The organism is Brevibacillus borstelensis, from assembly GCF_036700025.1.
In the GTDB taxonomy this organism is placed as follows: Bacteria; Bacillota; Bacilli; order Brevibacillales; family Brevibacillaceae; genus Brevibacillus; species Brevibacillus borstelensis.
Genome location: NZ_CP144922.1, coordinates 3,722,717 through 3,744,795 on the forward strand (window position 1 = coordinate 3,722,717; position 22,079 = coordinate 3,744,795).

32 protein-coding genes are annotated in these 22,079 nt (G+C 56.1%); all 32 read right to left on the reverse strand.

Features of this window, described 5'->3' with window-relative positions; all coding sequences use genetic code 11:
• Nucleotides 1-138: 138 nt before the first annotated feature.
• Nucleotides 139-669, reverse strand: a complete 531-nt coding sequence (locus tag V5G20_RS17850; RefSeq protein ID WP_338461584.1) for a hypothetical protein — start codon at nucleotides 667-669, stop codon at nucleotides 139-141.
• Nucleotides 666-1,460: a hypothetical protein gene (locus V5G20_RS17855; protein WP_338463481.1), complete on the reverse strand. Its 795-nt coding sequence runs from the start codon at nucleotides 1,458-1,460 to the stop codon at nucleotides 666-668. Before V5G20_RS17855 ends, V5G20_RS17850 begins: the two co-directional genes overlap by 4 nt.
• Nucleotides 1,457-1,861 carry a sigma factor-like helix-turn-helix DNA-binding protein gene (locus V5G20_RS17860; protein ID WP_338461586.1) on the reverse strand — a complete coding sequence of 135 codons (405 nt, stop codon included), beginning with the start codon at nucleotides 1,859-1,861 and terminating at the stop codon, nucleotides 1,457-1,459. The genes V5G20_RS17855 and V5G20_RS17860 overlap by 4 nt, the downstream gene beginning before the upstream one ends.
• A gap of 14 nt (nucleotides 1,862-1,875) precedes the next feature.
• On the reverse strand, nucleotides 1,876-3,144 hold the full coding sequence (locus tag V5G20_RS17865) for a DNA cytosine methyltransferase (protein ID WP_338461588.1): 1,269 nt from the start codon (nucleotides 3,142-3,144) through the stop codon (nucleotides 1,876-1,878).
• Nucleotides 3,145-3,817: 673 nt separating this feature from the next.
• Entirely contained in the window at nucleotides 3,818-4,045 is a 228-nt protein-coding gene (locus V5G20_RS17870) for a hypothetical protein (RefSeq protein WP_338461590.1), read from the reverse strand.
• A complete protein-coding gene (locus tag V5G20_RS17875; protein ID WP_338461592.1) occupies nucleotides 4,042-4,845 on the reverse strand; it encodes a site-specific DNA-methyltransferase in 804 nt (267 codons plus the stop codon). Before V5G20_RS17875 ends, V5G20_RS17870 begins: the two co-directional genes overlap by 4 nt.
• Complete coding sequence (locus V5G20_RS17880; protein WP_338461594.1) at nucleotides 4,845-5,441, reverse strand: hypothetical protein; 597 nt, start codon at nucleotides 5,439-5,441, stop codon at nucleotides 4,845-4,847. The genes V5G20_RS17875 and V5G20_RS17880 overlap by 1 nt, the downstream gene beginning before the upstream one ends.
• A complete protein-coding gene (locus tag V5G20_RS17885; protein WP_338461596.1) occupies nucleotides 5,441-6,592 on the reverse strand; it encodes a hypothetical protein in 1,152 nt (383 codons plus the stop codon). The genes V5G20_RS17880 and V5G20_RS17885 overlap by 1 nt, the downstream gene beginning before the upstream one ends.
• 86 nt (nucleotides 6,593-6,678) lie before the next feature.
• Entirely contained in the window at nucleotides 6,679-6,963 is a 285-nt protein-coding gene (locus tag V5G20_RS17890) for a 3D domain-containing protein (RefSeq protein ID WP_338461597.1), read from the reverse strand.
• A 110-nt stretch (nucleotides 6,964-7,073) separates the two neighbouring features.
• Complete coding sequence (locus V5G20_RS17895) at nucleotides 7,074-7,625, reverse strand: SAM-dependent DNA methyltransferase (protein ID WP_338461599.1); 552 nt, start codon at nucleotides 7,623-7,625, stop codon at nucleotides 7,074-7,076.
• Nucleotides 7,626-7,664: 39 nt separating this feature from the next.
• Nucleotides 7,665-8,453, reverse strand: coding sequence for an FAD-dependent thymidylate synthase (gene thyX / locus V5G20_RS17900; protein WP_338461601.1), 789 nt, complete (start codon nucleotides 8,451-8,453; stop codon nucleotides 7,665-7,667).
• A complete protein-coding gene (locus V5G20_RS27140; protein ID WP_422387977.1) occupies nucleotides 8,453-8,731 on the reverse strand; it encodes a hypothetical protein in 279 nt (92 codons plus the stop codon). The genes thyX and V5G20_RS27140 overlap by 1 nt, the downstream gene beginning before the upstream one ends.
• A 211-nt stretch (nucleotides 8,732-8,942) precedes the next feature.
• Entirely contained in the window at nucleotides 8,943-9,467 is a 525-nt protein-coding gene (gene dut, locus V5G20_RS17905; RefSeq protein ID WP_422388004.1) for a dUTP diphosphatase, read from the reverse strand.
• Nucleotides 9,468-9,852: 385 nt separating this feature from the next.
• Nucleotides 9,853-10,176 (reverse strand): hypothetical protein, encoded by a 324-nt coding sequence (locus V5G20_RS17910; protein ID WP_338461605.1) that lies wholly within the window; start codon nucleotides 10,174-10,176, stop codon nucleotides 9,853-9,855.
• Nucleotides 10,177-10,189: 13 nt separating this feature from the next.
• Entirely contained in the window at nucleotides 10,190-10,474 is a 285-nt protein-coding gene (locus V5G20_RS17915; RefSeq protein ID WP_338461607.1) for a hypothetical protein, read from the reverse strand.
• A gap of 217 nt (nucleotides 10,475-10,691) precedes the next feature.
• Nucleotides 10,692-13,001 carry a ribonucleoside-triphosphate reductase, adenosylcobalamin-dependent gene (gene nrdJ, locus V5G20_RS17920; protein WP_338461609.1) on the reverse strand — a complete coding sequence of 770 codons (2,310 nt, stop codon included), beginning with the start codon at nucleotides 12,999-13,001 and terminating at the stop codon, nucleotides 10,692-10,694.
• Nucleotides 12,998-13,201 (reverse strand): hypothetical protein, encoded by a 204-nt coding sequence (locus V5G20_RS17925; protein WP_338461611.1) that lies wholly within the window; start codon nucleotides 13,199-13,201, stop codon nucleotides 12,998-13,000. The genes nrdJ and V5G20_RS17925 overlap by 4 nt, the downstream gene beginning before the upstream one ends.
• A gap of 91 nt (nucleotides 13,202-13,292) precedes the next feature.
• Nucleotides 13,293-13,505 (reverse strand): hypothetical protein, encoded by a 213-nt coding sequence (locus V5G20_RS17930; RefSeq protein WP_338461613.1) that lies wholly within the window; start codon nucleotides 13,503-13,505, stop codon nucleotides 13,293-13,295.
• Nucleotides 13,505-14,032 carry a crossover junction endodeoxyribonuclease RuvC gene (locus V5G20_RS17935; RefSeq protein ID WP_338463482.1) on the reverse strand — a complete coding sequence of 176 codons (528 nt, stop codon included), beginning with the start codon at nucleotides 14,030-14,032 and terminating at the stop codon, nucleotides 13,505-13,507. Before V5G20_RS17935 ends, V5G20_RS17930 begins: the two co-directional genes overlap by 1 nt.
• A complete protein-coding gene (locus V5G20_RS17940; RefSeq protein WP_338461615.1) occupies nucleotides 14,019-14,624 on the reverse strand; it encodes a 3'-5' exonuclease in 606 nt (201 codons plus the stop codon). The genes V5G20_RS17935 and V5G20_RS17940 overlap by 14 nt, the downstream gene beginning before the upstream one ends.
• A complete protein-coding gene (locus V5G20_RS17945) occupies nucleotides 14,624-14,839 on the reverse strand; it encodes a hypothetical protein (protein WP_338461617.1) in 216 nt (71 codons plus the stop codon). Before V5G20_RS17945 ends, V5G20_RS17940 begins: the two co-directional genes overlap by 1 nt.
• On the reverse strand, nucleotides 14,839-15,801 hold the full coding sequence (locus V5G20_RS17950; protein ID WP_338461619.1) for a hypothetical protein: 963 nt from the start codon (nucleotides 15,799-15,801) through the stop codon (nucleotides 14,839-14,841). The genes V5G20_RS17945 and V5G20_RS17950 overlap by 1 nt, the downstream gene beginning before the upstream one ends.
• Nucleotides 15,802-15,818: 17 nt before the next feature.
• Nucleotides 15,819-17,945, reverse strand: a complete 2,127-nt coding sequence (locus V5G20_RS17955) for a DNA polymerase (protein WP_338461620.1) — start codon at nucleotides 17,943-17,945, stop codon at nucleotides 15,819-15,821.
• 62 nt (nucleotides 17,946-18,007) lie between these two features.
• Entirely contained in the window at nucleotides 18,008-18,598 is a 591-nt protein-coding gene (locus V5G20_RS17960; protein ID WP_338461622.1) for a hypothetical protein, read from the reverse strand.
• On the reverse strand, nucleotides 18,595-19,014 hold the full coding sequence (locus V5G20_RS17965; protein WP_338461624.1) for a hypothetical protein: 420 nt from the start codon (nucleotides 19,012-19,014) through the stop codon (nucleotides 18,595-18,597). The genes V5G20_RS17960 and V5G20_RS17965 overlap by 4 nt, the downstream gene beginning before the upstream one ends.
• Before the next feature lie 2 nt (nucleotides 19,015-19,016).
• Complete coding sequence (locus V5G20_RS17970; RefSeq protein ID WP_338461626.1) at nucleotides 19,017-19,415, reverse strand: group I intron-associated PD-(D/E)XK endonuclease; 399 nt, start codon at nucleotides 19,413-19,415, stop codon at nucleotides 19,017-19,019.
• Nucleotides 19,373-19,642, reverse strand: a complete 270-nt coding sequence (locus V5G20_RS17975; protein ID WP_338461628.1) for a hypothetical protein — start codon at nucleotides 19,640-19,642, stop codon at nucleotides 19,373-19,375. The genes V5G20_RS17970 and V5G20_RS17975 overlap by 43 nt, the downstream gene beginning before the upstream one ends.
• Nucleotides 19,643-19,660: 18 nt before the next feature.
• On the reverse strand, nucleotides 19,661-20,449 hold the full coding sequence (locus tag V5G20_RS17980; RefSeq protein ID WP_338461630.1) for a hypothetical protein: 789 nt from the start codon (nucleotides 20,447-20,449) through the stop codon (nucleotides 19,661-19,663).
• A 61-nt stretch (nucleotides 20,450-20,510) separates the two neighbouring features.
• On the reverse strand, nucleotides 20,511-20,672 hold the full coding sequence (locus tag V5G20_RS17985; RefSeq protein ID WP_338461632.1) for a hypothetical protein: 162 nt from the start codon (nucleotides 20,670-20,672) through the stop codon (nucleotides 20,511-20,513).
• Between the two features lie 393 nt (nucleotides 20,673-21,065).
• Complete coding sequence (locus V5G20_RS17990) at nucleotides 21,066-21,278, reverse strand: hypothetical protein (RefSeq protein ID WP_338461634.1); 213 nt, start codon at nucleotides 21,276-21,278, stop codon at nucleotides 21,066-21,068.
• A gap of 17 nt (nucleotides 21,279-21,295) precedes the next feature.
• A complete protein-coding gene (locus V5G20_RS17995) occupies nucleotides 21,296-21,853 on the reverse strand; it encodes a hypothetical protein (protein ID WP_338461636.1) in 558 nt (185 codons plus the stop codon).
• Nucleotides 21,850-21,999, reverse strand: coding sequence for a hypothetical protein (locus tag V5G20_RS18000; protein ID WP_338461638.1), 150 nt, complete (start codon nucleotides 21,997-21,999; stop codon nucleotides 21,850-21,852). Before V5G20_RS18000 ends, V5G20_RS17995 begins: the two co-directional genes overlap by 4 nt.
• Between the last annotated feature and the right edge of the window lie 80 nt (nucleotides 22,000-22,079).

Here is a 22,079-nt window from a genome sequence, read left to right on the forward strand (position 1 = left end):
CATACGTGTGGTGACCGGCGGATTGCTCCGCTAAGGTACGGTAATTTTGCGCCAGTAGGCCGTAGCCGACCGGCGCTGTATGAACTACGCGCCTCCCCTAACGGTTCATCGGCGCGTCCTCTTGCGGAATTCTCACCTTTATAGCGCAAAAATATCGGGAATAGTCGTTAGTTCTCGTATGTTATACGAAACGACTTCGCCCGGACGCGTGTCCTTACGATACTGTTCGCGCCGTTGCTTGTTCCGCGATTTCACCGTACGATCCATGAACGCATTCTCTTTCGGGCTCCGTTTTCTTCGCGCAGGCTTGCGGTAGCACTTGCCGTCCGTGGCTTCGAGACTGGCGGCCTCTTCGCGATCGTCGCGGTTCGTCCGGCGCTCGATCTGAATCTCGCTAAAGAACGGGTATTCCGCGTGTTTCGCTTTCCAAACGGACGGGTCCGTCAACTCCTCGTACAGTACCGCATCCGCCAACCGTTCCAACTCGGCCGCGTCCGGTCGTTCGCCCGTTGAGGCGACGTATTCGTCCGTCAGGGCTCCGATGATTCGCATTCGCTCATGTCGCGGAATGGGATTGGCGCGGTTGGATGCAATTAGCTCCGTGACGGCTGCGGAAAAGGCCGCTTTGTAATCGGGATTGCCGCGAAAGTGTTTTTTGCGGTTGTTCATTCGGACGCCTCCCCGGATTCGTCGTAATTAACGAAGCACCCGCACCCGCCGATATCTTGCATGTCGACCGGATTCTTCCGTTCGATGTCTTCGCGTAGTTCGCGAAGAGAATACGGACCAGTTACGCCTTTTCGCGTCTTCTTCAAGATGGTTACGTCCTTTCCGAGGTATTGGCGGATGGCCTCCTCGTTGGCTTCGCACTGAGCGAACCTGTCCGGCAACTGTTTGAGTAGGTTCGCGAAGTGGCCCTGTCCGGCGCGACAGCAGAATCCGCCGCAATTGTTGTGTACAAAGCCCATCTCATACAGTCGCGGACGCCTTATCCCTAATCGCTCTAGCTCCGTCAACATCTCGTCTTTCGTCACGTAAGGCTCCTCGGCCATCGGGAACTTGACCGTATACGGTAGCCAATTCTTTGTTGGTGCTGCGATCCGGTGCGATTCAGTCCAGTCGATGCCGAGATATAGGACGCATTCATCCGGAGCAAAATGTTCCTCGATCCACTTTCGCGCCGGTTTTTGTTTTAGTTCATGCGAGCACGGTGCTAGTCGGGAGTTTCCGAGAAAACGCTCGTCTCGATAGACCTCCCACGGAGTACGCCCGTCAGCAATCCGGACGAGTTCCACGCCCATTTCAGCAGACGTCTCGTCTAGGAAGCGATACAGGCCCTCATCCTCAATTAGCGTATCTGTAAACAGGAGGATGACGTTCTCCTTACCGTGCGCCTGGATAACGCGTTTTGCTGCCGCCCAACTTCCGATTCCTCCCGAGTACATCACGATATGTTTCAAACGATTGCCTCCCCATCGGTTGTTTCCCGTTCCCACATTTCGTTCCGCGTCAACTCGCCATAATTCCACCGGCTGTAAACCGCCGCAATCCGATTCAACCCGGTAATAACGAGCCGACTCGCGCGCTTCCGTCCGCTTTCGAGGCCCATCCGTGCGCCCACGTCCTCTAACGTCAGGTCCTCGACGTAATACAAGCGCAAGGCCTCCCGTTGGCGCGGCGTTAACCCGGCCGCCTCGATCGCGCTGGCAAGGTCGATCAGGACGTCGCACGCCGCGTAATCGCCGCGTTCGAACCGACGCGCGCCCAACCGGTGCACGTCCGAGAGGAGCGCGTCGACGCCCTCCCGGTCGTTTAACGCGTACTTGACCGCTAGTTCGCGGTGGCCTTTCGTTGTGTCCACGCGACAGACGCCCATTACGCGCTCACCTCCGTTCTCAAGCGTTCGCCTATTACGCTTGAGCGGAGTTGTTCCGCCAGGGCAATTCCGAGCAGATACGCCACTCTCGACGCCACCCCGTTGCCGACGATCCGATATTGCGCGGATAACGAAAGGTCGTCCGGCAGCACGTACCAGTCCGGCACGGATTGGATGCGGAGGCACTCGCGGACGGTGAAACGGCGTGGCGCTTGCGGGTGAATTTCCGCGTGATCCAATCGGCAGGTATTGACGGTGCGGCCCGGTCCGTCCATATCGGCAACGTACCCGCGTTGATTGGACAAACGTTGACGCGGTTTCACCGTTGTTGCCCGCGTTTGTACGTGGTTCGGCGGATAGAAACAATTCGCGCCGCCCGGCACGCCGTGAACGCCAGCGACTATTGCCTTTGCTGGCTCATCGAGAGCGGATGCGGTGTGTCCGGGATACTCTTTCGCGGGGACGCCTCCGGTGTGATTCGTAATCTCCACCGTCTGACAACGGAACTGTGTCGTCACCGTCGGCCCCGGCTCGTTCATGTCCGCGACACGTTCCACCTTCTTCACGTTTTTTCCGCACGTGTCGGATGGCTCCGGCAAATCCCCGATCACATCGCGCAGCACTTGCGTCCGGTAGTCCTCCGGTCGCGGTTCCGGAAACTCAAACGCAAATCCTAGATCAGCGCGGATGCCGACGATAAACACGCGTTCCCTCTTCTGCGCTACGCCGTAGTCCCAGGCGTTGATCAGCCGCCAGGACACGCGGTAGCCGATTTCCTCGAACTTCGCGAGCAACGCGTCGAACGTCGGGCGGTGCTTCTTCGTTATCAGACCCTTTACGTTCTCGAATATGAACGCTTTCGGCCGCTTGGCCTCGATAATCCGCAGGTACGCCCACACGAGCTTGCCGCGCTCCCCGTTTTCGCCCGCGCCGGTTCCCGCGACGCTGTAGTCCTGACAAGGCGGGCCGCCAGCAATTACGTCAGTGTCCGGAATGTCAGCGGGATCAATCGCGGTAATGTCGCCGTGTACGATATGGTCGCCGAGGTTATGGCGATAGGCTTTCACCGCGTTCTTATCGAAGTCGTTGGCCCATACGAGATTGTAACCGGCAGCACGTAGGCCGACCGCCATTAGACCGCCCCCTGCGAATAGTTCCGCGACAGTTATGTCATTGGACGGGAGTTGTGGTGTTACGTCAAACGTCATGTACTCGCTCCTTTCGATATAAGAAACTGGAGGAAGCGCTTGACAATGTGTTGGGTTCATAGTCGCGCTAATAGTCCCGGCCGGTCCATCCCATTCAGCTCTTGAGTAAAAAGCCGGGGACTTATACTTTGTGAGATTATCGCGAATCTTCCTTAACCTGTCTGGTAGTAATTCGTAGGGTACATCCTTCCAGTTACCGCCATCGGGCACAAATCTAGCCACTTCGGAATCTACAAATGGAAGAGGCTGAAATACGTGATTCGGAATATGAGCCAGTCAAACCGCCCCCATTCGTCATATTTCGTGTTCCATGCGCTAAATGTCGCGCTTATCGTGCTTGCATGACCTGCGTTTTTTCGCGTATAATGGCAGATAATCGTTAGATGATCGGAGAGTGTCCGTCTTATGCCGTTTATACCGTATAACTTTCGCGCGGGCGACGAGCTGCCCGCCATTACCGTCGATAAATTCGGGCGCCTTTATCTCAACGCCGTCATGCGCGAGAAACTCGGAATTGTGTCGGGTCAACCGTTCAAGTGTCACGTTGCGTACGACCCGGACACGGGCAACATCGGAATCGCGCGGCCCGGCGAAGTCAACGTCGGCGACGAGGTGAGTCCGGCCTCCTTCGACGGCAATCGTTACTACGCGTCTGTTCGCGGGTTCATTCGTAAGCATAACGTTAGGATCGGAAAATACGTTTATATCGAACGCTCAAACAATTGGTACGCGTTCAGGCACGTTGGCCTCGATAGTCCTGACGAGATAATCGAACTGCTCCCGAAGAGGAAACGGAAGAATCAGGCGAAGGCGTAGCCGTCTCTATGCGTTCTAACGGCGTCCGATCATCGTATGGTTTTCCGTTAAGCGCGTCGAGGCGGCCGTAAAAGTAGCCCATTTCGTACCAATAGCGGAGGTCGTCGGTGGTGGCGGAGACATTTGCGCCGCGAGAGCGGATCACTCGGTGGCCTCCTCGGAATGTACGGCTTCCAGACGTTTGTTAGCGATCTCGATGTACTCGCGAGAGATTTCGAACGAGATGAAATTGCGATTGAGCCGGGATGCGGCCACGCACTCTGTGCCCGATCCGCAGAAAGGAACTAGAACGATGTCACCAGGATGAGTGTGAACCTTAACCAAACGCTCCGCTGCCTTTTCTGGTTTAGGCGTAAGATGCTTACTAGCAAGATTGTTTTTACTTGTGTTAAAGGTCGCCTCAGAAATGTCTGTCCAAACATTAGCAAGGCGCTTGTACTCGCTTTTGATGTACTCGTCAGCTCTCTTTCCGTTAGTTAGTTTGTAGCCGTAGCTGTTCTTACCTCTCTTTTCGTCACTGTATTGAAACTCCTGAATCCACTTGAACTTTTTGTTATCTTTCACGTACCACAGAAGCTCTTCGCGAGTATATAACCAACCCTTCCTAGTCCCCAAGCCTCGTTGTTTTTTCCAAGTGATCACGTCCTTGAAGTAGAACTTTGTATTGAGTTTAGGGATAAAATCAAGGAGACTCTGCGATTTCTCCCCGATCCCACACCATACATAAATGCTTGCTGAGTCTTTGCACACACGATAGAACTCTCGAACAAGCTCTTCTGTAAACGGGTTCGTTCTGTCCCACTCAGCATTTACGACGTTAGTATAAGGTGGGTCCGCGATAATTAGATCAATGGAGTTGTCGGGGATCAGTTTCACGCCCTCAAGACAATCGATCTGATAAATCCGATTCAATTCGAGACTTCCGAGCAATTTCTTTTCCGCCACTAAACCGCCTCCTTCCGCGATATGTCCGCCATGATCTCATCCACCTGCGCATACAATTCCGCCAGGCTCCCGTTATTGTCGATCTCGTAATCGACCGCGAACGAATCGACGTGCTGCTCGGTTTCGTGCGTGAGCGTATCGTCATCGAACGTGTCGCCCGCGTCGATCATGCGCTGGATTCGCGTCTCGTCCGAGGCGTTTACGCGGATGATGACGAAGCCTTCCGCGCGGAGGCGTGCGACTTCGTTCGGCTGCCTAACGTCTGTGATTACGATTCGAATAGGATTAACCGACTCACCGATGGCGCGGTCATAATCGGCTAGATCGTTTTCTAGCGCGATGTGATCGCCTATTTTCCGCATGGTCGCGTTGATCCACACGTCCGGATCGAACGCCCGCATCGCCTGCCCCACGCCTTGCAAAAGCGCGCGGGGCTTTCGGTCATTAGCGAACTGATCCGGAAACAACTCACGGCAGACCTTACGGATGCCGTCACCGAATGCGAACCGGACGAATCCGTATTGTTGCGTTAGGTGGGCGGCCACGGCGTCCTTGCCGGAGCGCATCCGGCCGGTTAGCGCGATTTTAACGGACATTAGGCGGACACCTCCTCGCGTGAGTCGTCGATTACTTTGACTTGGTTCACTCCGAACCATTTTCCGCAAGTCGTTTTGTATCCGATTCCGTAGCCTTCGTCATCACGGTGCGGCGCGCGATTCCCTGTAACGAACGTCTTTCCGGTCAGTTTACTTTCTACAACGTCCCCAATGCGAATCTCCGTCGGCTGCGGCGCGCTCGTATATTCCGTTGGCACCTCGAGTCCAAGCGCTCGGCGCAACGCGATTGCGCGTCCGATGTGCGAGTTGAATACGTCGCCGGGCGCACATTTTGCGATCCCCTTAAACAGCGTCACGCCGCCTTTCGTAAACGTACGGTAGCCGTTAGTTGGACGTACCAATGCGACAACAGTCCGTTTATCGCGGTTCACTACGAAGTCAACTCTATAGAAGTCACCGCGTACGTTCGCGGACCCTTCGAGCAAAACGTCCTCATCCGTACCAATCGCAGTCAGTTCCGCCACATCCGCCTTCGCCCGTTCCACGATCTCATCGCGCAATTCCTGCGCCGACTTCGATTTCGGATGCGCGACCGCGAGCTTACTAATTTCCGCCTTCACCGCGTCCGCAACCGCCTGTACTGCGTCGTCCATTGACGCAACGGTTACGTGAATGGCCGGGATGGTTATCGTGATTGGGGCGGATGGTTCGGCGACTGGCGTAAGGACGACGTACTCTTTCTCGAGAACGGTTCTACCGACGTTTGAAACAGGAAGACCGACCAATCCGTAACGCACGATAGTAAGAACGTCCCCTTTATCGTATTTGCCGTCTGTCGTGCTGGGATTGACGATCAACACACGCTCACCAACGCGCGCCTTCCGTTTCTCTTCGCGGTACCGCACGCCGTCGACGATGACGGTCGAGGTCGGTTCGAGGACAACGTACTCTGCTGGAATTGGCGAGGCCGCAATATATCGCTCCTGAACGGCCTGAACGCGGTCCTCCTTCACTGATTTGACCGTTAGAACCTCGCCTTTTCGAACATCTGCCGCGACAAGGTGCGCGCTCGGAATCCAATCCACAATCTTAATCCGTTCCCCAACGTCAGCCCTACGCTTCACTTCGTTATACTCACGCTGCACACCGTTTTCATCCGTCAATACCGTCACATTCGTTTGTTTCGCCATTACCCGATCAACCTCCGATTTTTTTTATTTGCGCTCGTTGGCGCTATCATAGAGATTACCGTTTGCCCTCGACTGTTCCGCGCACCCTACGGCAATTTTACGGACACTAACGCCTTCTTCCGACCGAACCGGAGCGCCTCCGAACGGTCCGCGATATACACGTCGAGCCTACGCCCTTTGATCGCGCCACCACGGTCGAGGCACGTTCGCTCACCAACGCCCGCAATGAGGACGCGCGTCCCGAACGGGAGCTCCGGCGGGCAGGCGGCGGTTACGCCTTCGCGGACTCGTGCGCCCGATGCCGTGATTCCGTATGCGGGATGGCCGGGCGCCTTACCGGTTGATTCCGGCCCGGATGTGTACGCGGTCACTTCGTACGTTTCCGCCAGTGGGACGGACGTTGCGACCGAGAATGCGGTGAGCAATGCGTGGATTAGCGTGATGGTTGCGATGGTTGCGCGCTCCTTTCGTAAACATTTTGTTAAACTGGCTTTGCCAGTACTCGGTACCTCGTATCGGTTTGCCCTTTAATCCAAACCGTCCAAAGGACTTCCATCGTTGGCGCGCCGCCCTTCTTGCCAAAAAGGAAGTCTGGCCGCCATGTCAGAGGCAGGACCCACGTTGGTGGGTGATCTGCAAACAGCTTGGCTCGTTTGGCTGCGTGCCAATATTGTGACTTGAGCAGCATTGCCACTACCTCTGCCCCCATACCGATAGCATGCCGGATGAACGCTTCGGACTCCTGAAAGGGTGGGTTTGTTATGATTACCGGAGCCAGCAGCTTGTCCTCAAGTAGAAAGTCCCTGCCGCCTATTCCGTATCCCGTTTCGCGAATATCGGTTGATACTACACGATGTCCGTACTCTGCGATCACTTTCGCCATATGACCCTCGCCGCACGCGCATTCCCATACGTTATTGGATTTAGGGAGTTCTAAAAACTGCATCAACGCATGTGTTACTTCTGGCGGCGTTGGGTAGTAGTCCAGCTTTCTCCGATCTTTCGCGCTGCGGTTTGCCAATACATCAGTCATATTGATTTTCCCTCCCCATTTAACAACTGTTATCTCTTGTTAAACCGCGTCAAAATACGGTTCCGTCCACGGATCGACCGCGACGACTGCCGCACGGAGTTGTTCCGCCAGTTCCGCGATCTCCCACTGAGCTCCGCGCCCCTTGCGCCGTTTACCGTAGAAATCGAGCAGCGCACGGAGGTTCGCCGTCATCGTCAGGTTGGTTGCGGCGGCGTTCGGAAGGACCATACGGGCGTCTTCGGCGGGGACTCCGGCAGCACGCAATTGATCGTACGCGGCCTGGATAAACATCATCGCTTGCATGAACGCATCCTTCGCGGTGAGCATTTCGCTTACTTGCTTATCCTCCGTGACACTCGGCGGCACCACGTAATCGAACCCGCCCGTCTTATCGTCGCTGCCGAACCGCACATACCGCTGGCTCTGTACGCTGAACGAGAATCCAACGCGGTGACGTGTGAGTTGCGCCAGGAGCGCGCGGCTGACGCCTTCAATCGCGAACGTGTACGTGATGTGTTCGAGCGTTGACGTGTGGCCGCTGCGCGTGATGTGGCGGAACAACCGGTCGGCTTCCGTGCCATCCTCGCCGTCTGACGCGGATTGACGGAAATACTTATCGCCCTCTTTTTCGAAGATTTCCGATGGTTTACCCGCGCTGTAGCAAGTACGGATCGCGGTAAGAGCAACGATTTGGCCGTCGGTAGCTTCAAGGTGCTTGCCGTTAACCGTAAAATTATACCGCAGCGCATCGATCTCGTTTTGAGTCGCGAAGTCTTCGCTTAGTTTCGTATGCGCGATCAACGTCACGGACATTTGCGTTTCGGCCATTAGCGCGCCTCCTTTACGTGTTTCCACGTTCTTCTGTGTTTGATCTGTTGTATAGCCTTCTTCGAAACACCGTAATCTAGGGCGATGTGAGTATAGGGGCGAGTGTCTTTTAGGATTTCTCTAACGTCGTTCTCCGTTAATTTTGCCGATGGAACACGCTCTCCTACGGGTTTACGACCCTTTCGAATCATATCCTGAGTGTTATCTTTTGGGGTACCAGCTTGAAGATGGTTAGGGTTAATACATTCTGGGTTGTCGCAGAGGTGCATGATATACATTCCCTCGGGTATCTCTCCGTGTTCTTGTTCGTAGATATATCGGCTTAATCGATAGAATTTCCCGTTTCTCGTTATAACAGGGTAACCTCCGCGATGCTTCGGTTTAGCATGACTCGTGCAAATCCAACAGCCGTTCTCATCGATTACGTACTTTATGGATTTTAAATGTGAGGTTCGTTTTGGTGGGGTATATTTCTCTTGATACACAAACTCAGGACACTCCGGTTGACCCAAACGAGCCTTCACCTCTCTCTGTCTCTGTCAATTCGTCTGTTACGATAAAGGACGCTCTCGGAACTTCCGCAATAATTCCCTGCGCGATGCGGTCGTATTTGCGGACGATATATGATCCGAATGGGTATTGGTCATCATCGCTAATCTCACTTCCGTTTACGGTGCGCAGGTAGTTCGTCCACGGGTCTTGTGAGTCATCATCTTCTTCCGTGTTCTCTATGAGTACGCAAACCTCGCCGCGAAAGTCAGCGTCTACCGTACCCGGCGCGTTCGCCACCCGCAGTTTCGTCTTCGCGCTAACCCCCGAGCGCGGCCGAATCTGCAACTCGTAGCCAGGCGGCAGTTCAAACGCGAGGCCCGTGCGGACCTTCACCGTTTCGCCCGGCGCGATGACCACGTCCTCAACCGCCACAAGATCGAAGCCAGCCGCTCCCGCCGTCGCGTATTGCGGGATCACCGCGTCGGGGTGCATCCGTTTTACTTTTACCGGTAGATTACGCATAAGCTCCCTCCGTTCGATTTCCGCAAGTCTGCGGAATGTTTGGTGGTAACGTTCCAGCACGTTTGCACCCGCTTGTTGAAAGCGATCGCCTCCGCGTAATTTCTCGATGAGATCGCGTTGTTCTTGCGTTAGGCCGTACGACATTGGCGTGCCTCCTTAAAGTTGTATCTTTTCTAGGTACTCTACACGCCAGATGAGAAGATAGGAAAACAGGCCGATCTTCGTGATAGATTCAAGCGCGACAGTGAACGTATCGTACGTTTTCTTCGCGGTATCCCTAATGTCGCACTCAGACTCGTGGATTAGTGATGGTAAGTTTCGCTTAAAAACGCACGAAAACGTTTGATACACTTGATGGTATCCCGTTCTTGTCGTTGAAACCACGTTACTGTCCGATCTCTTTCACAACGAAAATCTTTCCGCGCTGTCCGACGATTTGGTACTTCGACGTGTCGAACTTGGACATGTCGGTGATCTGGACTTCGTGATAGGTTTCGTCAAGTGAACCGGAGAAACATGCGTAGCTTATAGCGATAACGAAAGTCGCAGATAAAGCGCTGATTGCCCCGCAAATCGTGCCTCGTACGCGCTTTTTCTCGACGAAAAAACCCCACGCAAGTAAACCGAGACAGAGCGTAAGCATAACTGCAGCAACCACGAGACCAGACAAATCTCCTATCGCTTGTGTGTACGTATTCAAAATTTCCACGTTACCACCTCCGTTAATGTTTCGGCCGGAGCCGGTAGGAGCGCGTGGGGCGCTCCCGGTTTAATTGCGAGTGTACTGACGTTTTAATTCCGCGGCCTCTTCGTCTGACATTCGCTTCGGCCCCCTGCCTTTTAGAGCGCTTGTTCCACATGAACTCGATGAGATCGCGCTTGATTTCGAAATATGACATCGCGTAGGTGAACAACTGGTCGTATACATAAAATCCGAGCCAGCCGATTCCGCCAATTCCAACCGCAAACACAATCCAGAACGCGACGGTTTTCGCTATTTCAAACACGGTTTCGCCTCCTTATCGCTTTTCTAAAAGAACGTCCCCGTCGTCCATTCTTATATCAATGTCTGTCGTCATACATCCAGCGTCGTAGCTTTCCCATACGAAAACGCTGGCATCTTGCGGTAAATTGCTTAACGCTTCAATTAACTCTTTGACCGTCAACGCAACCACCTCCGTTATGATTACGGCCGAAGCCGGTGAGCGCCGGGTGGCGCCCGCCTTATCTAATCGCGCAAGCCCCGCCCTCGCACGTCATCGCGGAGACTTCCTCTTGCGCCTTCTCGTACGTTGCTAGATCGCCCTCATACCGTTGCAGCACCGCAGGATCAAACGGTCGCATCCGCGCCTTCAACTCCTCGTATTGATCTTTCGTAATCGCCTCGTACGGTGCGAGCTGATACGTTCCGCCGTCGAGCGCCAGGAACGATACGCCAACGAAATTGTCCCAGTTATCGTACACGATCCGTTCGACCTCCGGCCATTCATGCGGGCGCACCGTAATCGTGTTCGACGAGTTGTGCTCGGTGTAATACCGCTGGAACCGGAAGTACGTCTCGAACTGTTCCGCTGCGCTCACGTCATCTTTCGTTCGCGTTGCGCCGGACGCTACCGGGAAGTCAATGACGAGCGTTCGCGCGTTCGCCATCCGTTCTTCTTCCGTTTCGCCTGGCGTTCCCACTTCGGGATGGACCGGCCATCCGAGATCGATCACGGCGCGCGCCAACGGGTCGGCCGCGTTGATGCGGATGCGGCGGATGTAATACGGCGAGTGCGACCAATGGAGTCCGGACGATACTCCGCCCGCGACCTGCGACAGCGTGCCTTCCGGTTTGACCGTCGTTACGAGGAGTGGCGCATTGACACGGAGTTCCTTCGCGTATTTGTCCGCCTCTTCGCGTGCGACTGCGCCGAGCAATTCGATGAGATCGCGCTCTTGGCGTTCGGAGAGCCCGGCGGCGGCTACCGCATCCTTGACGCCGGTTAGCGACGTACCGAGCAGTCTATCGCGCTGCTGAACCGCGTCCCAATGCGGAATTTCGAGCGTAACGAGCGTCATGCGGAGGCCAGCGCGGGCGGAACGGCGTTGCGCGTCAACGAGCGCGGGGATGTCGAGGTATTTTGCGCCGCCCTCTCGGTCGCGGACGAATTGCATCAGGTTAACCGTGGTCAAGTTGCAGACTCCGTATGAGTCGAGGAGTATTTCCGCACATGGGTTAAGCCCTTCCGCGTTTGGACGCCTTCTCCGCGCTTCTTCGAGGTTGATGAATCCCGGCTCGCCCTCGCCCTTCATGATCTCAAATACGAGGTTTAACGTCTCACGGTCCGGCTTCGCCTCGAACGCAATCGAGTTGTTACTCATCCGGCGATGGTCGAGTCCCCAGCGCCCGTCTCCGACTACGTTTATATCGTACATCCAGTCCGGACAAATTCCGCGCTCTTCGAGCATGTCGCGAACCTTCCGGTGTTGTGCGAGCTGCTCCTCCGTCCAAATCCCGTTAATTCCGTACTTGGCGAGCAGACACTCGTAATCGTCCGCGTCGAACAGGAAGATTTCAGCTGTCCTGCGCACGCCACCGACCACTACGTTCGCGCCGATGAGGTTTCCGATATCGAGCACGTGGATCGGACGGACGCGGTGGTAGCCAGTAAAGTCACGGTCTTCGTAACGAACCGCGAGTATTCCGTATTTGTCCGGGTATGCGGGTTCTAATGGCTCTAACGTCGGATCAATCTCGTTTTTTAGTACGCGGTCGATGCCCGCGAACATCTCCGCGAGTGGTTCGTGACCCGACGCCGTGCCTCCGAACGTATTCAGGCGCTCACCCTTCGGTCGGACGGAGTTGTATGAGATTTTGACGGTATGGACGTGTTCGTAACGTGGCTCCGTCAGGACGTCGAAGTAGTAGCGCAGGGCCTCGACCCACCCCTCTTTCGAGTCACCGACGTAGATTTTCGCGTATCCGTTATCGAGCTCGGTGATCTTCGTCCGTTCCAGGCGGCGCTCCTTCGGTACCGGCTCATACGGTGCGTTAATCAGCGTCACATTTGTGCGGATCGGAGCGAGTCCTGCCGCCATCTCTCGCGTACACTTGAAGCCGACGCCGGTGCCGACGAGTAGCAAATAGAACAGATCGCCCATGTCCGCCCACGAACGGATATTCACGAACGAGCAGTTGAAGTTCGCCAGTGGATATTTCTCCGCGACTCCGCCTTCTGCGCCGCCAACCCACATCGTCCGTCCGCTCAAGAACTGGCGGAGATTGAACATGTTATCGAACAGCGCTTCCGCCTCCGCCCGCAGTTCCTCGTACGGCACCGCGAATCCGATTTTATCGTAATGCTTGGCGGCAAGCCCCACGTTATACTCGACCGCCCTCCGGCAAGTCTCGCGCCAGTTCTCGCGCCGCCCCTTATCCGGCAGCCATCGCGAGTACGTTCGGTAGTACACGAATTGAGCCAACTCGTTCATGTGCGGCGGGGCATCCGGATATTTTCCGATAAATTCGTCCGTCAATAGTTGCGTAATCATTCGTTCGCATCGTCTCCTTCGCGTATATAGCGTTCGTTATCGTTAATCGCGTCGATCAGCGCGTGCCTGCGCGTCACCAAGTCGAAGTACCTCCGCCTCGCCTCCGGTATCATCCGCTCCACTTCCACCAGTTCCTCGCGCAGATACCGGAGATTGCGGACGGCGAACGGGGCCGACCAGTCGTCATGTGGGCGGGTCACGGCGTGGCGGGCGCTCCCGGCGGAAATGGTCCGTCATCGTCGCGCTCGAATAGCGTCTGCCACCACAACGTAACCGCCAGCATTAACGCCTTCATTGCGCTGCCCTCCGGTTCAGTCCGCTAAATGCTATCCGGCTGATTACACCGAGCAGCACGACGGACGCGAACGCCTGCCAGAATCCGAAATTGACCGCGAACAGGAACGAGACGAGCGTCGATACGAGCCACGCCGTGATTGAAACGCACGCGAACCATAACGCGATGGTTACGGCGACAATCGCGAGTCCTGCGAGAAATGTACGCATCACTCCGCCACCTTTCCGTCAATCAAGTTTTGTCCGATAAGCCATGCGAGAATCACCGCCGCCGCATCGCTCTCATCATCGGTCGCGAAACGGTAATCCTCCGCCAGCCCGAGCAACTTCCGCACGCCCTCCGCCACGTCCGCCTTTTCCGCCTTGCCGCTACCGGCTATGCGTTTTTTTACGTCGGTCGGCGAAATCACGTCCGCGACCTCAACGCCATACTTGTGCAGTCCGCGATCCACCGCCGCCCACGCGCCGTAGATCGTCTGCGGCAGGCGGGCGTTACGGGATGGCGGGAACGATTCGCGAACGACCGCCCGCACCGGCCCCGCCCGCAATTGCTCGCGGATGAACAGCGTCGTGAACGCCTCGATCGCCTCGTACCGCTGCGCGTAATTCTCGTCCGTGCCCGTCTTAACGTGTGTTGCCGCGAGCAGGCGTGGCTTGCGGTTGCGGACGGAGACGGCGGCGAATCCCGGGCTGGCGAGCGAGAGGTCGAGTCCGATGTATACGTCATCCTTCGCGATTGGCGGACACCTCCACGACTTTCGCGTTAAACGGAACGAACGTCAGCGGCCGTTCCGGTGAGTTTACGACCACATTCCGGTACTCGATCCCGCGAGCCTCCGCAATTGGCGCCAGCTTACGAAACACTTCGATAGTCGCGAGCACATCGTTCATCGCGCGGTGGTGTCCGGTCAGGTCGATGCCGTGACGGGCGCATACGGCTGCGAGCGATGCGGATTCGGTCGGCTCGACGAGTTTGGCGAGGGCACGGGTGCAGACGAATCGTTGCGGCCAAGTCTCGAACTCGGCGAGGAACGCAAGATCAAACGGTGCGTTGTGTGCGACGAACGTAGAATCAGTTCCCGCGAAGAAATCGATCATGACCGACATGTCGTGCGGATGGATGCCGCCAAGCAAATCTTCCGCTGTGATTCCGGTCAATTTCGTTATTTCTTCCGAAAGCTCTCGCCCATGATTGAGATGAACGAACGTTTGTAGCCGTCCGTACTCGCGAGTCAGGTCCGTCCTGACCGCCGCGATCTCGATAATTTGATCCGTCTCGTAATCGAGCCCGGTCGTTTCCATGTCAATGAACGTATAGATTTCGCTCACTATTCCGCCTCCCTTCGGTATATCCCCGCGTCCCGTTCGAGCGCCTTCGCAATGTCCACGAGTGCATCGTAAATGCTATCGTGATCTTCCGTGTGGAGCGTTGCGGCAAGCTGGCGGAGGTCGTCGGTGGCGACGCGGACGGACGTTCGGAGTTCGTCGTATTTCTCTTCGATTTCTTCCGCGCGGTCGATGAACTCGGCGGATACCTGCGGCATTACGCCGCCCCCTTCTCGCGCACGCTCTTGATAAACTCGTACGCGTCGTAGTATTGCTGCTTGCGCCATTCCGGCAGCCGCGATTTTAGCATCGCCCGCACCTGACCGCCAATCTCCGCAAACTCCTCGTCCGATAACGAGAGGGCGCACGCGGTCTTGTACGAATTGAACGTCCACAGGTCGAGGTCGAGTTTCGGGGGTGTTCCGTCCTTGACCGCACGCACAACGCCAGCCAACTCGTCGAGCAGCGCCATCCGATCATCTTGCGTGATCGTGACGTGGAAGGCGGTCAGGTCCGGACTCTTCGCGTATTCCTCCTCCGTCATCGCCCATGATTTTTTCGCGGCATTAACGTAGACGATCAGGTAGTCGTCGAGGGGCTCCGCCGCTGTGCCGTACATTTCCGAGTAGCCGACCGTCTGCGCGACGTGCTTGCCTTCGGCCTCGCGCATGGAGCCGGTCTTGCTCGCGGTCGTCTGCTTCGACTTGATTTCGAGGCCGACGCGACGCCCGTCCTTATAACGGAGGATTCCGTCTGGCTTCCCGTAGAGGGCGAACCGGTGGCCGCCGTGCTCGACGATATGGAGTTTCTGCGCGAAGTTCTCCCACATTGGGAGCCCGTCCGCCGTCCGCTCGACCGTGAACGGGGGCGCCTCGCCAAATGTCCGCTCGTAATGGCGCTCGATGAACAGGAGATCGCGTTGAATCATATCGCCAATTGCCGTTCCCAACCGTGTCCAGCGGCCTTGATGCGGCGGCTTCGGTTGGACATCGCGCTTGGCTCCGAGCAGTTTGACGTAGAGTTCGCGTGGGCAACTGTTAACGGACGACGGCGAGAAATACGGCTGCGCGCGGAAGTTGAAGAACGGGCGCTTGCGGAGGGCTTGCGCGTTCTGTTCGTGGATGAGCGCGTCGAGATCGTTGTCCCAAACTTCGGGCGCGGAATGCCAGCGGTCGAGCATCGTCAGGAAATCCGTGGCTAATTGTGAGATAAGGCATCGTCCTCCTCGTTATCGAACCATTCACGTTCGTCTACTTTTTTCATCCAACGCTCCGGATTTAACTCGACGTCGCATCGGACTGGACAGCGTAATTTAACCGCGTTCTCCATCGTCGTCCGGATATGGTCGAGCGCCTCCTGCGTAATATCGCGCGGGCAATCGAATAGCAACTCGTCATGTACCTGTAGGAGAATATGAGCGTCATATCGCGGCAACACGTCCGCCAAGTCTACGATAGCCTTCTTGAGAATGGAGCCCGCGCTCTCCTGGATCGGAAAGTTACCGGCCTGCCGCTGCGCACCGAACACGCGGAATCTCTCCTCCGACTTGACCTCCGTATGCAGGCGGCGTTTCCGTCCGAAGATTCCCGTCACGAATCCGTCCTTCATGACGCGGGCGTGCTGCACGTCCATGTAGCGTTTGATTCCGGGGTACCCACGGAAATAGTCGTCGATGATCTTTTGCGCTTCCGCCTTCGTGATTTCGAGCGTGTCCGCCAGTTTACCCGCGCCCATGCCGTACACAATACCGAAGTTGACGATCTTCGCTTGCTTGCGGAGCTTTTGACATTCGTGACCGTCCGTATCCTTTTCGCGCTCCACGTCACCGTACGTATACTTCCCGTTACTAATTAGCGCGGCCGTGGTCGAGTGGATGTCGCGGCCAGCCTCGAACGCTTCAATAAGGACGGGCTCGTTCGCCATGTGCGCCAGGACGCGGAGCTCAATCTGCGAGTAGTCAATGGACACGAGGATACGGTCGGGACCGGTCGCGAGGAACAGGTGGCGAATCTCCGGTCTCTTGGCCGGAATCTGCTGCGTGTTCGGATTGCTACACGTAAACCTGCCGGTCGCCGCGCCCCACGTATTGTGCCACGGGTGGATTTTGCCGTCCGCCTTCACGTTATGCGGCAATTTTGACGTGAACGCCTGCCGCAACTTACCGACCGCGCGATAATCAAGAATTAACGGTATGACCGGATGGTTCTTCTTGATCCGCTTGAGCGTCCGGACACCCGTCGAGCCCTTATCGTGGTCAGGCAGCCGCAAGTCCCCGTACAGCTTTTTCGAGAGTTGGATCGGAGAGTTCAAATTGATCTTCTCGCCAAGGTGCCGGTAAATCTCCGCCTCAAGTTGCGCCTCCTCTTCCGCGAACTTTGCGTCCAACTCATACGCCATCTCCACGTCAAACCGGATACCCCGCAAATCCGACCGGATGAACTGTCGGCACACCGGCATTTCAATATCGAATACAAGCCGCTCGATCTGCCGGAGGTCTTCGCGCTTTGCGTACCATCCGCGTATCCAATCGTAGAGCTTGAGCGTCTTTTCCGTATCGCCAGCCGCGTACACGAGCGCCACATTCAGCGGAATCTCGTTGAACGGCGTCTTTCCGAAAAGCTGGTCGAAGTTATCGCCCGGCAATTTGAGCCAATCCGCGCATAAGTCTTTCAACCGGTGGTTCCGGTTCTCGTCGAGCGCCATCGCCATGATTCGGGTGTCTGCGTGGAGAGCGTCAATGATGTCGAGCCCGTACTTGACGTAAAACCACTTGCAATCGAACGGGGCGTTGTGCATGACGATCTTGGCGTTCGGAAGTACCTCGCGCATCTTATCGATCACGTACGCATCGTCCAGCGCCTTCTCAACGTGATTTAACGGTACATAGAAGCTCTCGTCACGTGTCGATACGCTAAACCCCGCCATCTTGCCGCGCCACGGATCAAGTGCTCCGTCGTCTTCGCCGAACGTTTCGCAGTCGACCGCGATAATGTCGGCCGCCTCAATCGCGCGAACCATGTGCTCCAACGATGCGACGTCGGTCACCAGGCGGTAGTGAGGCGGAGTGTTCCGTACCATCTCCGCCAACTTGTCCGCCTTCTGCCGCTCGTTCAACTCCGCCCATAACCGGAGCGCCTCCGCCTTGCTAAACCGCTTGCCGTCGGTCGGGTAACCGCCTATTTTACCCGACTCCATGGCGTGTTTGACCGCGAGTAAACGCTCCTGATCGGTGGGCGAGTTTTTCATCGAAAGAATCCGTTCCCACGCCTGCTCGGCGGTTTCTGCCGCCTTTGCCGCCTGCTTCCGCTCGGCTGCCGCCTCCACCCGTTTAGAGACCTCTTCGGCCTCCGCCGTCGGGGAACGGAGGTTCAAACGGAGGGTTACGTTCAAGCTACGTCACCGCCGTGCAGGTTGACGACGGACTCGACGGGTGCGATAAGCTCAAGTGCCATGTGAAAATACGTTTCTCCGTTAGCTTCGATGAGGTGAGAATGATCTGGTTCCCACTTGGCTATTACTCCGATTGTGCCTACCGGGTGCCCTCCGACTTCTTGCAGCGTTTTAACAACATCGCCCCTCTTAAACTCGCCCACCTTACGTCCGATTGCGTGCCATTTCGCTTCGAGTTCGTGAAGTCTGCGTTTCTCTTCGAGTTTTCGTTTGGCCTCCGCAACTTCTTCGTCGGTGGCGCGGACCAGGTCGGTTGCTTCGTACCATCCCGTGTATTTGCCGTCCATTCCCTGGGTATTATACGGAATATCTGAATCGTCAACTTTCGTGATTTTTACGATCTGCCCCTTGGCGCTGAATCCTGCGGTCGGTTCAACGACCTTCGCATAATCCCCGACCTTCAACGGTTGGGCCTCTTCGATTGCCTTCACGAGTTGGTCGGGATTCGCGAAACCTACCTTTCCGTAGTCGGTAACGAGTTGGACTTTCGTTCCGTCTGAATGACCAGTATGTTTCGGATTCATCACGGTATATACCCGTCCATTTTCGAAACCGAGTAACGGGTACGCTCCCCCCCACCGCTTACCAAACGTACTTTCTCGCCAGCCGAAAATTGGTCGAACGCCGCGTCTCTGGCCGCCGCCAGTTGCGCCTCCATTTCGGCCACCTTCGCTTTCATCGCGGCCAGTTCGGATTCAAGCGCGTACAGGTCGGCGGCACCTACCTGTTCGAGGACGACGTATTCTTCTTCGATAAGGATTTTATCGCCTTCATCGTCAATAATCTCCGGGTCACCGTACGAGTCAATTCCGGTAACTTTGTACACCTTACCGGAAGTTAGAAAGCTATACGGAGCCTCTTCGAATAGGAGGAAATCGCCAACCTTCGCGTCACGCGCAACCTCACGATACTGCACGCCATCAATCGTATGAATCTTCGCCATTACTAAACCGCCTCCGCTTCGTTCATATTTACGGTCAGCTTCCGCCACTTCTCGTCTATCACGCCCGCAGCCGCCCAATACTCGCTCTGCCCCGTACACGGCACGAGATAGCACACGTCACCCGCCACGCCGACCATGAAGTCGACGTCGGGCGGCCCGTACGCCACACCGTTATTCCGCGTTCCGTTCAGTACGTAGTAGCCGCCGTCGCCGCCCTTGTCATCGCGGTATCGCAACGTCTTGACCTGGAACGTCCGCCACTCGCCCGTACCCGGCTCCTTTGCGACAAGATCGTACGATTCCGCCGCGACCGGCTCGGCCACCTCGTAGCCTGCCGCCAGTAACGCAGTCATGGCGATTAGTTCCGCGTGCGTTCCGATGGTTCCCGTTTCTGACGCCATTCGGTCGCCTCCTTCTCGTAATCTTCCGGGTCATACGCGAACCCTATCGCCTGCGTTGACGAAGGATCGCCGCCGACCGCCGCGTTCACCGCGACCGTAATGTCCACGTCATACTCACGCATGGGATCGACCGTGCCCAGGAACGACGCGATATGCTGCGCCGTTTCCGGGAGGTCCTCCGCCTTGGCTGCGTTTATTGCCAGCGTGATTCTGCGCTCGTGCGCCATGCGACCGCCTCCCTTCCGTTAAAACTGCGGCATGTCATCGTCAGATTGCGATGTGCTTTCGCTGGCGGCGTCCGGTTGCGCGGTGGCGTTTGCGCCGAGCGACAGACCGAGGATTCCGATGTCAAATCCGGCCACGACGAGGTTCTTGATCTGCTCCGTCTCGTCCGCGATATAGAGGCAGTCTTCGAACAGGGCGAAATCGAACGCTCTCTCGCCGCACTTGGCGAAGTTGGCGCGCTCGGCATCCGTCAGGTCTTCGTCCATGTCGAGGATCGGCGTGAGCGTGACGGTCGTGTCCGTAGAGGAACCGGACTTGGACAGCTCGAACGCGATCTTGTCGAGTTTCTTCGCGTACTTCTGGATGGCGGCGATGATCGTTTTCGCTTGCTTGGCGGACAGGTCGACCACGATGTCCTCGCCGGTTTCGAGCGATCCGAAGCCCATCAGATAGCGCGGTTTCCCTTTGAAGAGGTACGCGGCATCCGAGTATTCCTTGGCGGCCGCCTCGTCCCCGGCTTCGCGCGCCTGTTTCGCGAGCCCGTAATAATACTCGGCCGCACGGTCCCATACCGTCGGATTTCCGGTAATGAACCCTTTCGCGTTACGTTCCGCTGGCTTTTCGGGGACGAACGTATTTACCTTTTTGAAAATCGAGTAGCCGTAATATTCGGCGGAATCCTCGGCAGACTTCACGCGCACCTTGAGCGTCGTACCGGACGGGAACGCAACCAGGGCGCTACCGCCTCCGTCTTTTTCTGCCGTTGCGGACGCTACTGCTTCACTACCGCGCTTCGTAAAAATACTCATCGTACAACATCGCTCCCTTTACGTACTGTTTTCGTTACCTTCGTCAAATGCGTTAAACTCGTCAGCTATAATCGCGCAACATCCACGTCATCAGACGGTCGCCGAGCGGCCCGTCCGGCACGCCATTTACGCGGAACACCTGGAACATCTTGAACTGCGGCGGCTGGCGGTCGGGGCGGCGGCTCCTGCGGTTTTGGCCGTTTCGGCCCGTTCGTTGGCTCATCGTTACATCGCGCTCCTTTCGTTATTGATCGTTCGGACACCGGAATCTCCCGCGTCCGCGAGACGGTACTAACCGGAAGCGGATCGCCAGCTATTCGCCGTACAGCCGGGGGCCATAGCCGATATAGCCAGGTCGCTTCCATACCGTTGGTACCGCCTTGCCGACGCACAAAGCGCCGGGAACTATTGTAATATGGTGGAAATTTTTGTATTATCTAATGAGGTACATGCTCCTCCGCGATCTGGGAACCTCCCGGACTGCCGCCGAAAGGCGAGAGAGGAGGTGTTCGCGTATGAAATGGCTACGCCAACTGCGCGACACCGGGGTGCTGGACTTGATCCAGACCGTCCTGGTGGCCTTAACCCTGCTGCGCTAACACAGGCGGCGGGGCTTTTATTTTTTCTCGCCCACAAAAATCCGTACGATAACTGCTACGACTCGAACAGGCCACAGTAGGATGCAGACGGGAAAGTACACTTTTGCTAGTAGTTCCTTTTTCTCCACTGGAGACTCTGTCAATTTGCGCTTGAACCCGTCTGTATCAACGTCGATCCGCGCAAATGCCAATCCGATCAGTAAGTAGGTCATCAACCAAATAACCAACATATACTCGCTCCTCCTTTTTACAGATACGCCGCTACCGTTTTCGCGACCGCTCGTTTTTCGTGCTTGACCGCGAGTAGGTCCGCGTCAAGTTGCGTGAAGTATTCGTTAATCGCGTTGATTCGCGCTTGGCACGCGAGGCGGGTCGCTTCCGACCTGGCGCGGAGCATCTTCAATTTTAGGATCGCGATCTCTACGTTAAATTCCGCCTTAATTCGTTCGTTTCGTCGACGCAGTTTCGTTTCGGCACTCTCAACCTTTCGTAACTCTCTTGCTAAGAGATTCTCTACTCGGTCGCGCAATGTTGCTCCCGGCCGGGCAGGGTACACCGTAACAATTGTAACGGCTTTCTCGTTCGCCCTTACTATAAAGCAGATACGGTTGTAACCGTACATGTCGCTGTGCTTCCGGTCAAACCCCATTACCCTACCGCTGATGAACATTGCCTTCCTGGCCGTTTCCGCGACCCAACTAGCCGCCCGAGACGGTTCGATTCCGAAATCTTTGACGGCTTCTTCCGCAGCATGATCGGTCACACATAAGCGCCTACCGTTAAGTACGGAAGCCAGCGTTTTCATCCGATCCTCACCGCCTTAACCGAGACGTAGTCGGCCGGGTCCTCGTACGGCTCGAATCCGCCGTCGTAATCGTAGATAGTGCGTCCGTTATCGTCGAAAATGCGTGAAACTTCCGTGTTCAAATTGCGTATAATATCGTATAGCATCGTAGTGCCTCCGTTCATTTCGTTGTATTGGTGTAAATTGGCGTCACAAATACGCTTGACAAAGTGGTGCCAAACTTTTA